7 protein-coding genes, 2 tRNA genes and 3 rRNA genes are annotated in these 12,813 nt (G+C 40.8%); 1 reads left to right on the plus strand and 11 read right to left on the minus strand.

Features of this window, described 5'->3' with window-relative positions; all coding sequences use genetic code 11:
- Positions 1 to 25 precede the first annotated feature (25 nt).
- The 10 genes from rrf to spt all read right to left on the minus strand — a co-directional run bounded on the left by rrf (position 26) and on the right by spt (position 10,966).
- A 5S ribosomal RNA gene (rrf, locus tag FHR29_RS21770) occupies positions 26 to 137 on the minus strand.
- 93 nt (positions 138 to 230) lie between these two features.
- Positions 231 to 3,118 (minus strand): 23S ribosomal RNA (locus tag FHR29_RS21775).
- A 222-nt stretch (positions 3,119 to 3,340) separates the two neighbouring features.
- Positions 3,341 to 3,414 (minus strand) — tRNA-Ala (locus FHR29_RS21780).
- A gap of 79 nt (positions 3,415 to 3,493) precedes the next feature.
- Positions 3,494 to 3,570: transfer RNA gene (locus FHR29_RS21785), tRNA-Ile, on the minus strand.
- Positions 3,571 to 3,760: 190 nt separating this feature from the next.
- A 16S ribosomal RNA gene (locus tag FHR29_RS21790) occupies positions 3,761 to 5,290 on the minus strand.
- Together the 16S, 23S and 5S rRNA genes with 2 tRNA genes alongside form the textbook arrangement of a ribosomal RNA operon.
- Positions 5,291 to 6,552: 1,262 nt before the next feature.
- Positions 6,553 to 6,939, minus strand: a complete 387-nt coding sequence (locus tag FHR29_RS21795) for a GtrA family protein (RefSeq protein WP_021190541.1) — start codon at positions 6,937 to 6,939, stop codon at positions 6,553 to 6,555.
- A gap of 3 nt (positions 6,940 to 6,942) precedes the next feature.
- Positions 6,943 to 7,632, minus strand: coding sequence for a CDP-alcohol phosphatidyltransferase family protein (locus FHR29_RS21800; protein ID WP_132768988.1), 690 nt, complete (start codon positions 7,630 to 7,632; stop codon positions 6,943 to 6,945).
- A gap of 11 nt (positions 7,633 to 7,643) precedes the next feature.
- Positions 7,644 to 8,636: an NAD(P)-dependent oxidoreductase gene (locus tag FHR29_RS21805; RefSeq protein WP_183917210.1), complete on the minus strand. Its 993-nt coding sequence runs from the start codon at positions 8,634 to 8,636 to the stop codon at positions 7,644 to 7,646.
- Positions 8,633 to 9,757 carry a hypothetical protein gene (locus FHR29_RS21810; protein WP_168127528.1) on the minus strand — a complete coding sequence of 375 codons (1,125 nt, stop codon included), beginning with the start codon at positions 9,755 to 9,757 and terminating at the stop codon, positions 8,633 to 8,635. The genes FHR29_RS21805 and FHR29_RS21810 overlap by 4 nt, the downstream gene beginning before the upstream one ends.
- 9 nt (positions 9,758 to 9,766) lie before the next feature.
- Positions 9,767 to 10,966: a serine palmitoyltransferase gene (spt, locus tag FHR29_RS21815; RefSeq protein ID WP_021190543.1), complete on the minus strand. Its 1,200-nt coding sequence runs from the start codon at positions 10,964 to 10,966 to the stop codon at positions 9,767 to 9,769.
- Positions 10,967 to 11,355: 389 nt separating this feature from the next.
- Between spt and smpB the strand changes: the two genes are divergently transcribed.
- Complete coding sequence (gene smpB, locus FHR29_RS21820) at positions 11,356 to 11,811, plus strand: SsrA-binding protein SmpB (RefSeq protein ID WP_132768994.1); 456 nt, start codon at positions 11,356 to 11,358, stop codon at positions 11,809 to 11,811.
- A gap of 4 nt (positions 11,812 to 11,815) precedes the next feature.
- On the opposite strand, the gene FHR29_RS21825 is transcribed toward smpB, so the two are convergent.
- Positions 11,816 to 12,724 carry a helix-turn-helix domain-containing protein gene (locus FHR29_RS21825; RefSeq protein WP_132768996.1) on the minus strand — a complete coding sequence of 303 codons (909 nt, stop codon included), beginning with the start codon at positions 12,722 to 12,724 and terminating at the stop codon, positions 11,816 to 11,818.
- Positions 12,725 to 12,813 lie beyond the last annotated feature (89 nt).

Below are 12,813 nucleotides of genomic sequence, written 5' to 3' on the forward strand. Positions count from 1 at the left end.
TGTATAGCAAAGGCTTCTGTATAAAAAAAGGCACCGACCTACTCTCCCACCTGTTACGGCAATACCATCGGCTCTGGCGGGCTTGACTTCTCTGTTCGGAATGGGAAGAGGTAGACACCGCCGATATAGGCACCTAAAATGTTTTTATGTGATATATGCTCTATAAAAAGCATTATCTATAGACAATTGAAAGAAAAACTAAAAGAGGAAGACAACAGTGTTTGCGTTGCTTGAGAAAGCTTCGGGTGATTAGTATTGCTCAGCTATGGTATTTCTACCTTTACACCTGCAACCTATCAACGTAGTAGTCTACTACGGCCCTATAAGGAAGTCTCATCTCGTGGCTAGTTTCGCACTTAGATGCTTTCAGCGCTTATCTATTCCCGACGTAGCTACCCAGCCGTACACCTGGCGGCATAACTGGTTTACCAGCGGTCAGTCCATCCCGGTCCTCTCGTACTAAGGACAGATCCACTCAAACTTCCAACGCCCACAACAGATAGGGACCGAACTGTCTCGCGACGTTCTGAACCCAGCTCGCGTGCCACTTTAATGGGCGAACAGCCCAACCCTTGGGACCTTCTCCAGCCCCAGGATGTGACGAGCCGACATCGAGGTGCCAAACCTCCCCGTCGATATGAGCTCTTGGGGGAGATCAGCCTGTTATCCCCAGCGTACCTTTTATCCTTTGAGCGATGGCCCTTCCATACAGAACCACCGGATCACTATGTCCGTCTTTCGACCCTGTTCGACTTGTTGGTCTCACAGTCAAGCAAGCTTATGCCATTGCACTCCTCGTACGGTTACCAAGCGTACTGAGCTTACCTTTGAAAGCCTCCGTTACCTTTTTGGAGGCGACCACCCCAGTCAAACTACCCACCAAACAATGTCCTCGACATGATCGAGTTAGAAACCGAATACAGAAAGGGCGGTATTTCAAGGTTGATTCCATGACTCCTGGCGAAGCCACTTCAACATCTCCCGCCTATCCTACACATCCTGTACCCAATTTCAATGTTAAGCTATAGTGAAGGTGCATGGGGTCTTTCCGTCCCGTTGCGGGTAATCGGCGTCTTCACCGATACCACAATTTCACCGAGCTCATGGCTGAGACAGCGCCCAGATCGTTACACCATTCGTGCAGGTCGGAACTTACCCGACAAGGAATTTCGCTACCTTAGGACCGTTATAGTTACGGCCGCCGTTTACTGGGGCTTCGATTCAATGCTTCTCTTGCGATGACATCCCCTCTTAACCTTCCAGCACCGGGCAGGTGTCAGGCCTTATACTTCATCTTTCGATTTTGCAAAGCCATATGTTTTTGTTAAACAGTCGCCTGGGCCTTTTCACTGCGGCTTCTCCATCGCTGGAGGAAGCGCCCCTTCTCCCGAAGTTACAGGGCCATTTTGCCGAGTTCCTTAGCCATGATTCACTCGAGCACCTTAGGATTCTCTCCTCGACTACCTGTGTCGGTTTACGGTACGGGTTTTTATAACCTGAAGCTTAGCGGGTTTTCTTGGAAGTCTGTTTACCTGCTCTATCAGCGCCGCCGAAGCTTTGCTGTACTATTGGGTTTCAGCAGGGTCGGCGGATTTGCCTACCGTCCCTATACCTACGCCTTTTAACGAACTATTCCGTCAGTTCGCGGCAGTGTCACTACTCCGTCACCACATCGCAGTTATAAAAAGTACTGGAATATTAACCAGTTGTCCATCGGCTTACTCCCTTCGGATGCGCCTTAGGCCCCGACTAACCCTGATCCGATTAGCGTTGATCAGGAAACCTTAGTCTTTCGGTGGGCGGGTTTCTCACCCGCCTTATCGTTACTTATGCCTACATTTGCTTTTCTATCAACTCCACGGCCCATTACCAGACCGCTTCTCCGTAAATAGAATGCTCCCCTACCAGACATACATATAATGCATGAATCCATAGCTTCGGTAATACACTTGATGCCCGTTTATTATCCACGCCCGACCGCTCGACTAGTGAGCTGTTACGCACTCTTTAAATGAATGGCTGCTTCCAAGCCAACATCCTAGCTGTCTGTGCAGTCGGACCTCGTTAGTTCAACTTAGCGTATATTTAGGGACCTTAGCTGATGGTCTGGGTTCTTTCCCTCTCGGCCTTGGACCTTAGCACCCAAAGCCTCACTGCCGGCCATATCTTATAGCATTCGGAGTTCGTCTGGATTTGGTAGGATTTGACTCCCCCGCACCCAATCGGTAGCTCTACCTCTATAAGACTCCATGCCGACGCTGTTCCTAAAAACATTTCGGGGAGTACGAGCTATTTCCCAGTTTGATTAGCCTTTCACCCCTACCCTCAGGTCATCCGGAAACTTTTCAACGTTTATCGGTTCGGTCCTCCATTACATGTTACTGCAACTTCAACCTGCCCAAGGGTAGATCACAAGGTTTCGCGTCTACCTCATCTGACTATGCGCCCTATTAAGACTCGCTTTCGCTTCGGCTGCGTGGCTGAACCACTTAACCTTGCCAGACAAGAGTAACTCGTAGGCTCATTATGCAAAAGGCACGCCGTCACTGGACCTGCCAGCTCCGACCGCTTGTAAGCACACGGTTTCAGGTTCTTTTCACTCCTCTGTTCGAGGTTCTTTTCACCTTTCCCTCACGGTACTAGTTCACTATCGGTCTCTCAGGAGTATTTAGCCTTATCAGATGGTGCTGACAGATTCCCACAGGGCGTCTCCGACCCCGCGGTACTCAGGGTACTGCTAGGCTAGCATTCTATACGTGTACAGGGCTATCACCGTGTATCGCTGGGCTTCCCATCCCATTCCACTTCTGTTTGCTAATACCATATCGCAGCCCTACAACCCCAACAATGCCGTAACATTATTGGTTTGGGCTCTTTCCCGTTCGCTCGCCACTACTTGGGAAATCATTATTATTTTCTTCTCCTACGCCTACTTAGATGTTTCAGTTCAGCGCGTTCGCGTATTTTACAACATACCTTCAGTATGCTAGGTTGCCCCATTCGGAAATCTTCGGATCAAACTCACATTTGCTAATCCCCGAAGCTTATCGCAGCTTATCACGTCCTTCATCGCCTCTGAGAGCCTAGGCATCCCCCGTGTGCCCTTATTTACTTTCTTCACCTCATAGCCCTTTTGCTACTATGGGTTGCTTTTGATATATAACCGTGATGCTACGCATTAATCCGTTCGGCCTTGACCGAGGGTCTTCATAATACATCAAGCACATCACAGTATTGTCTCTACTGTTGTCTTCTCTTGTAATTTTTTTTCTTTCAATATGTCAAAGAACTCTTTGTAGCCTTATCGTGAACACAATATCTTAGTGTCCGGGCATACGTGTGGAGAATATCGGAGTCGAACCGATGACCCCCTGCGTGCAAGGCAGGTGCTCTAGCCAGCTGAGCTAATTCCCCGTGGTGTAGATTATAGATTCAGGAACAGAGAAAGTAGACTTTACGTCTCAGATCTCATGTCTGTCATCTCACATCTAGATGGTAGTCCCGAGCAGATTTGAACTGCTGACCCCTACATTATCAGTGTAGTGCTCTAACCAACTGAGCTACGGGACTAGCTTATCATTCTATCTCTCTGGACCATCCATTTTCAGGGATGGGCACATTTCTTCAAATGCTTTTTTATAGTAATCAGTACTTAGATATCAGTAGTTAGATAGAAAATAATCTAAATACTAAATACGCTGTACTAAATACTTTTTTAATCATGTGTATCCGTAACGAGCTTCAATTCCGAATGCTCTAGAAAGGAGGTATTCCAGCCGCACCTTCCGGTACGGCTACCTTGTTACGACTTAGCCCCAATTATCGGTTTTACCCTAACACGCTCCTTGCGGTTACATGCTTTAGGTACCCCCAACTTTCATGGCTTGACGGGCGGTGTGTACAAGGCCCGGGAACGTATTCACCGCGTCATTGCTGATACGCGATTACTAGCGAATCCAACTTCATGAGGTCGAGTTGCAGACCTCAATCCGAACTGTGAACGGCTTTTAGAGATTAGCATCATATTGCTATGTAGCTGCCCGCTGTACCGTCCATTGTAGCACGTGTGTAGCCCCGGACGTAAGGGCCATGATGACTTGACGTCGTCCCCACCTTCCTCACAGCTTACGCTGGCAGTCTGTTTAGAGTCCCCACCTTAATGTGCTGGCAACTAAACATAGGGGTTGCGCTCGTTGCGGGACTTAACCCAACACCTCACGGCACGAGCTGACGACAGCCATGCAGCACCTAGTTTCGTGTCCCGAAGGACTGATCCGTCTCTGGATCATTCACTAACTTTCAAGCCCGGGTAAGGTTCCTCGCGTATCATCGAATTAAACCACATGCTCCTCCGCTTGTGCGGGCCCCCGTCAATTCCTTTGAGTTTCAATCTTGCGACCGTACTCCCCAGGTGGATAACTTAACGCTTTCGCTTGGACGCTTACTGTGTATCGCAAACATCGAGTTATCATCGTTTAGGGCGTGGACTACCAGGGTATCTAATCCTGTTTGATCCCCACGCTTTCGTGCATCAGCGTCAATACTAACTTAGTGAGCTGCCTTCGCAATCGGAGTTCTAAGACATATCTATGCATTTCACCGCTACTTGTCTTATTCCGCCCACTTCAAATAGATTCAAGTCCTACAGTATCAAAGGCACTGCGACAGTTAAGCTGCCGTCTTTCACCACTGACTTATAGGACCGCCTACGCACCCTTTAAACCCAATAAATCCGGATAACGCTTGGATCCTCCGTATTACCGCGGCTGCTGGCACGGAGTTAGCCGATCCTTATTCTTCAGGTACATTCAGCTTCCTACACGTAGAAAGGTTTATTCCCTGACAAAAGCAGTTTACAACCCATAGGGCAGTCATCCTGCACGCGGCATGGCTGGTTCAGAGTTGCCTCCATTGACCAATATTCCTTACTGCTGCCTCCCGTAGGAGTCTGGTCCGTGTCTCAGTACCAGTGTGGGGGATTCTCCTCTCAGAGCCCCTAGACATCGTAGCCTTGGTGAGCCGTTACCTCTCCAACTAGCTAATGTCACGCGAGCCCATCCATATCCTATAAATATTTGATCAAAAACCGATGCCGGTAAATGATGTTATGCGGTGTTAATCTCTCTTTCGAGAGGCTATCCCCCTGATATGGGTAGGTTGCTCACGCGTTACGCACCCGTGCGCCACTCTCATCAGTTTGTAGCAAGCTACTCCCTGAATCCCGTCCGACTTGCATGTATTAGGCCTGCCGCTAGCGTTCATCCTGAGCCAGGATCAAACTCTCCATTGTAAAATGAAGTGTAAGATCAAGACTATTTATAATAAATAGAATTGTCTTGTATTTTAATTTCTAATTCTAAAATTGAACAGGTTGATTTTTTTAACTTTCGTCGTTTCTCAACACTACTCGTTACGTTACATGATTATATTTTTAAAGAACTTCTGTCGCTTCCGCATCTCGCTTCGGCTTTTATGATGTCGGCATTGCGCCGTTATCGATCTTATTCTGTTTCCCTTCGTTTCCGTTGGGACTGCAAAGGTAGAAATCTTTTTGGTTTCTCCAAAATAAATGTGAAAATTTATTTTTTTTGTTTTCCTGCTGTTTCTGCGTTTAACCTGAATTAAACCCTTCTTTTTTCAGTGCCTATCCTTTCGGATCAGCCGTTCCTCCCTTGCGGAGTGGTGCAAAGATAGCGACTTTTTATAATCACTTCCTAATCTTTTCCGGAAATAGTTTACCGTGAACCGGTAAACAGCTTATAACCTGACCGATAAATTTACCCACGACCTATTACAGGGGCTGAGAAACGGACAATCCTGGCTTTAAACTATAAAAAGGGGTAGCGGGGGAACTGTTCGTCCTGAACCGTCTTTTATGGATGCAGTATGCTTTTACGGAATAGCCAAGTGGAAATGATATCTTTTTCGGTACAGCGGCATCATCGACACTATTACTATTACTATTACTATTACTATTACTATTACTATTACTATTACTCTCCGTACAGATACTCCAGAATAAGGCATATTATAACCTGATCAGGAACTGAAAGGGACCTGATTATTACTTAAGCTAGGATTTATAGAGAGATTACTGGGATTTTATAGGGGGTTAATAGGGCTTGACCCCTACTAACCCCCTATAAACCCCCTCTTATCCCCCTGTTATATCTCTACTATATTCGAACAAGATCCCTACTTGCTTATAACATGGTATCATCTCGCTAACAATAGTAGGTTTCTTTTTATTTACTTAAGTACAGTGTGATTTATGATGTTACTAATTACTTTAACGTCGTGCTATCATCTTGTCAAAACAATGCTGCTCCATGAAAAAATCACACCTTGAAATCCCTTTAAATAAATGAAAGCTATAGCGTCCTTACGATGAGCATCGTAATATTAAGGAAAAATAAAATTGAAGTAAAAATCAAAATATACGCAAAGAAGCTCTGATTCATTTTATTCCGGAAAAGGCCTAAAAATAAAAAAGTCATCTCCCTTGAGATGACCTTAATAATCTTATTCCATAAATATTTTAAAAGCCGATTTCTACTTTTTAAAAACCCAAAATCGCTGAAGTGTATAATTAAATCCCAAGGAAACAATAATCTCCACTATTACTTTGGAGACTAATGGATGTAAGTGCCATATATCATCCAATAAATAAATACCACCCGACTTTAATAAAATACTTCCTGCAACTACAACTACAAATTTACCGAGCTGCTGGCCCAACGGGGCGGCAGTATTATTGAAAGACCAATAACGGTTAATAACGAAATTAACAATGGCTCCTAAAGAGCCACTGATTACATTTGAAAATGCTGGAGAAAAACTCAGCACTTTATAACAAAAAGTATAAATACCAAAATCGGAAAGACCACCTACAAAAGCAGATAACTGCGCCTTAAAGAACTCTTTGATTTTTGGGTTCATATCTTATAAATTTTCTGACTCTTTAGTTTTCTTCTCTTCAGCATCTCTGATATCGCCTAAATCTAATAACTTTTTAGTATCAATAGAATTGATAACAAAAAGAATAGCACAGATACCCATCACTAAGTAATGAATTGCACCTACAAAAAACACTTCTATAAGTAAAACAAGACATATAATGACCCTGATTTCTGTAGGCCCAACAATTCCAGCATCTATTGTATACTTATCTGTTACCTTATAACGCAACAAAGAAAGAATCATGGCCCAGCCATACAAAGCTACCAATACAAAACCTGTTAATTCAAAATTACCTTTTGCATAAAATACATACCCCAAACCAATCAGTACCGTACTGATCCAATCCATTACAATATCCAGTGAAAATCCATACCATTTACGCGATTTATTTCTATAAAAAGCAATACGGCCATCAAGAGAGTCCCCGAACCATTGAATAAAAAAGCCTAGAATACCTAGCAGTAGATAATTAATGTCACAATATTGGGCCAAGATAAAACTTGCCATAATCATGACGGATCCAAATAGACCGATCGCTGTCAAACCATCGGACGAAATCCAATTTGGAATACGTGGAACTAAATATGAAATAAATTTCTGTTCCGGATTACTCAATATATTTGTTCTTTTTCTATCTTGAAAAAGTTTTTTATTTATTTTTTGACCACTCATCTCTCTTTTTATTATAACCAATTATTATCACGGTACCACTGAATTGTAACCTTCAGTCCAGCATCCAAATCATAACGCGGTCTATATTGAATATTTTCTTTTGACGAACTGATGTCACATGCCCAACTGGCTGCTGTCAATTCATTTAATCTTTCCGGATACAATACCGGTATGGTGCTGGAATTTTTATAAGCCCGCTCCATAACCTGAGCAACACCTTTCACAAGACTAAATGGAAGATGAAATCTATATAATGATTTTGAAGTGTATTTCTTGAAAATTGTCGCCATTTCATAACGACCATAAACTTGACCGTCTGTAATATTGTAAGATTTTTTATTTCCATTATCGAGAAAACAAGCATTTAAAATAGCATCTGTCAGATCTTTCACAAAGACAAACGTTAATTTTTGTGGCGATTTCCCGATATAGGCATCAAATCCAGCATTTAATGTTTTAAATAAAACAAAAAGATCTTTCTCTTTGGGACCATACACCGCGGTGGGGCGAATAATCGAAAGCTTATTAGCTACATATTTTTCAAGCATGCGTTCTGCTAACACCTTACTTCGACCATAAGCAGTCACAGGATGATACTCATTTTGTTCATTGATAGCTGGTGCATCATAGGCCACCGGGCCAATAGCTGCCAAACTACTGATAAAAACAAAACGTTCAAGAGGAATATTAGCCTGAAATACCGCATCCGCTAAAACTTCAGTATAACCGACATTAACATCAACAAGATCCTGCTCATTCTTCGCTCTAGTCATAGCTGCTCCATGAACAATATAGGCATATTGCTCTTGCTCCAGCAGTTTCAATAATGAATCCTTATCTTTAAAATCAGGATAAACAAATTGATCAACAAAAGACTTTATTTCACTGACATCACTGGTTTTCCGAACAGCTGCATGCACCTCCAAACCTGCCTCACGGGCAGCTTGAACGAGATGATAACCGACAAAACCACTTGCGCCTGTGATTAGGATTTTTTTTCTCATAGCGCTTGCTCATACAAACGATAGCGTTTGTATAATTCTCCATTGATTTGCTCGATGGCGTGATTCATCATATAATTAGTATCAAGCATCCACGAGCATTCTGCTCCTTTGACGGTAAAGCCATCGCCAGAGTTTTTAATTATCCTACCATAAAGGCAGGCTTCTATTCCTAATTTACGATACTCATCCAATACGCCAAGCATCAAAACTCGAATTAGGTTTACCTTTTTCAATCCAAAGAGCAATTTAAAAATCCCAGTCGGCAATAGTCTACCACGTTTGATTTTAATTAGAATCTGATTGATATCCGGAATTCCTAAAGCGAATCCAATGACCTTCCCATCCTTTTCAGCCAATAAAGCATATCGAGGATCAACGATCATTTTCATTTCCTTTGCAGCGTAGTTAAATTCATCTTCCGTAAAAGGCACAAAACCTAAGTTTTTATCCCAAGCTTTATTATAAATCTCCCTAATTCGCTCGGTTTCATTTTTAAAATCCTTCAAGTTCATTTGACGAATCTTAATTCCCGAACGGTTTAATCGTTCTTCCAGTTTCTCCAACAACAGCACAGATCGTTTACTTGCTTTATTTTCCATCACTAGGTAGGCACGCAAATCAACTTTTTTTTGAAAACCTGCTTGAGTAACTAATTCTGGATAATAAGGAAAATTATAAGGCATCATCGCTACAGGTGGGCTATCAAATCCTTCGATCAATAAACCACAAGTATCATTAGTCGTTAAATTAATTGGACCAACAATATTAGTTCCACCTTTAGCTTTCACCCAATCCTTTGCTGCTTGAAACAAAGCATTTGCAACCTCTTGATCGTTAATACAATCAAAAAATCCCCATTGCCCTTCCTGCACTTGATTGAATGCATTATGATTAACATTCCAAATTGCGGCGATACGACCGACCAGTTTTTGATCTTTGTATGCTAAAAATAATTGTGTGGAGGAATGTTTGTAGAAAGGATGCTTACCAGGAGTAAGCAAATCATACTGAGCAAGATATAGCTCTGGTACATAATAAGGATTTTCCGCATATAAACTATGCGGAAAATCTATATATAACCGTTTCTGTTTCTTTGTTTCAACGGGAATAACCTGTATCATAATAGACACTTAGATTAAAGATTCAACATCTGCTAATTTGAAGACTTTTACCATCTTCTCAATAGCTTCATCAATTTGATCAAAGCTATGTGTTGCCATTAAAGAGAAACGAATCAATGATTCTTCTGCAGGAACAGCAGGTGAAACTACTGGATTAACAAAAACCCCATCGTCTTGAAGCATTTTGGTTACCCAGAATGTTTTCTCGTTATTTCTAATAAAGATCGGTAATATAGGGCTTTCTGTAGCACCTAAATCAAATCCACTTTCTAAAAGTAATTTTTTAGCATAATTTGTATTTGACCATAATTTCTCAATATGCTGAGGTTCGGTTTGTATAATCTCCAAAGCTTTCAATGTCGAAGCGACAGAAGCTGGTGTCATACTTGCACTGAACATAACTGAACGCGCAGAGTGTTTCAAGTAATCGATAACATCAGCATCGCCTGATACAAAGCCACCTAGAGAGGCAAATGATTTACTGAAAGTACCCATAATTAAGTCGGCACTGTCAGTTAATCCAAAGTGAGAGGCAGTACCTGCACCTTTTTCTCCGATTACACCTAAACTATGTGCATCATCAACCATAACAGTTGCATCAAATTCATCTGCAATCTTTATCAATTCAGGCAAATTAACAATATCTCCCTCCATACTGAAGATACCATCCGTTGCAATCAATTTACCACTTTCTTCTGGTAATCTAGCAATTTTTGCACGCAGATCATTCATATCATTGTGTGCATACTTGATTACTTTAGAAAAAGATAATCTACTTCCATCAATGATAGAAGCATGATCACGTTCATCCAATAAGATATAATCATTGCGACCAGTAAGACATGATAATGGGCCCAAGTTTGATTGAAAACCTGTACTGAATAAAATAGTAGACTCTTTCCCCACATAAGCCGACAATTTCTCTTCAAGCTCCACATGAATATCTAAAGTACCATTTAAAAAACGAGATCCAGCACAACCGGTTCCATATTTTGCTAATGCGTCTTGAGAAGCTTTGATAATACGTTCATCCGTCGTTAACCCTAAATAAGAATTAGAACCAAACATCAAAACACGCTTGCCATCAATTTTCACTTCGGTATCCTGTCTCGACTGAATCGGTCTAAAATAAGCGTATAAGCCCTTAGCTTTTAATTCATTAACGATTTTAAATTGCGATATTCTCTCGCCTAATTTTCCTTTACTCATGCGATTAAAAGGTATTTCTTAAATTTTATAATTGTTTTTGATTGTAATGATTACCAAAATAATAGCTTCATCATCAACACTTTCAATTCCTACTTCCAAATAGATTAACACAAAATGACTTCATAATACTGCACGAAAAACAGTATTAAATCAAAAACGATGCAAACATACGAAAACAAAAGCTGACTTTCACTTAATGTTAGTCATATTTTTCACATATAAATATCGTAAAAATAATTTTAATTTAACACTTAAATTAAAATCCAAAAATAACAATGCTAAAAAAACACCATTATAATATTTATATTTGCTTTCCTATGTGATTACATTTAACAAACTTAATCTGGTTTGTATTGGAAATGGAATAGGAATAAATATATTAAGAAATTATGGCAATATCATCAGATATCAATATAAAAAATAAAAGAGCTTCATTTGAATACAACCTTCTGGACAGGTATGTTGCAGGAATACGTTTACTAGGCACTGAAATTAAATCAATTAGGGAAGGGAAAGCAAATATCAACGACAGTTTCTGCAACTTTTTCCATGATGGACTTTATTTGCGGAACATGCATATTGCCGAGTATTCGCATGGATCTTTTTACAATCATGAAGCAAAACGAGATCGCCAGTTGCTTTTAACAAAAAAAGAATTAAAAAAATTACGCGTGAAAGGTGAAGAGAAAGGCTTTACAATCGTTCCTTTACGTATTTTCATCAGTGCCAGAGGATTTGCAAAAGTCGAAATTGCCTTAGCACAAGGTAAAAAAGACTTTGACAAGCGTGATACAATCAAGGAAAGAGAAGGCAAAAGAGAGCTTGATAGGATGATGAAAAAATAAAATTTTATTCTCCTATTATATAAGCACCGGGTGTCACTCCCACCCTGCTTTTAAAGAGACGGACGAAGTAGTTTACATCATTAAATCCCAAACTAAAGCACGTCTCTTTAACACTTCTTGTTTTCCGTAATAAGCTCTTTGCCTGTTGCATACGCGTTCGTATGATATATTCGATAGGCGTTATTCCCAACTCATTCTTAAAAAGGCGAAATAGACTTGATTTACTCATATTTGCCTGCTTTTCCAAAATTTCCACAGTAATGGATTCTGAAAGGTTGGCATGTATATAGTTCCGAATATGCTGTAATACCGTGTTTGTTTTTGTCTTGGCAATATCAAGTGATAATAGTGACTGCGTCTGTAGAAGACGAATAACTAATTCATTAAATGCTAAATCTGCTAATGCATCTTTCAACACATTATCTCCCGTAATGGTCTGAAATAATTTATTAATTAAATCTGTCAATTCGGGTGTATTATAGAGATGGAATAAATTCATATCTAATTTCCAATCTGCTAAATGTTGTTCTTTGGGATAGCACTCATTTAAACGGCTGATCACACCGTCTATCTTACTTTTACTTATGGTCAGCGCCGTACATTGCGTAGGGTCGGTAAAAGTCGCTTCGGGAAAATCGATCTGCATCTTACTATAGGCTGGCAAAACCATGGTCTGACCCGGTAAATAATCAAAGGAATCCACCTGTTGCAAATGCATCACTTTTTTACCCTGAATCATATTGATCATTACCAGATCATCAAACTGTAACGCTACTTTTTCTGACGCCTTATATGTTTCAAAGACATTAAGCTCCAAATTTTCTAACGTAAAAGCTCTCCTATTTTCTACCAAAGTAGAAAGTTCATGACGCGACGAAAATGGTAATGTATTTACAAGCCTGTTATTTATCATATCCCTATCTTTTATTATAATTGGCTGGTAATCAAACTTAGACAAATTGTCTTAAATATCCAATAGTGTTAACTTGATTAATAGAAATA

The sequence above is a fragment of the Sphingobacterium sp. JUb56 genome (assembly GCF_014191365.1).
GTDB classification, from domain to species: Bacteria; Bacteroidota; Bacteroidia; order Sphingobacteriales; family Sphingobacteriaceae; genus Sphingobacterium; species Sphingobacterium anhuiense.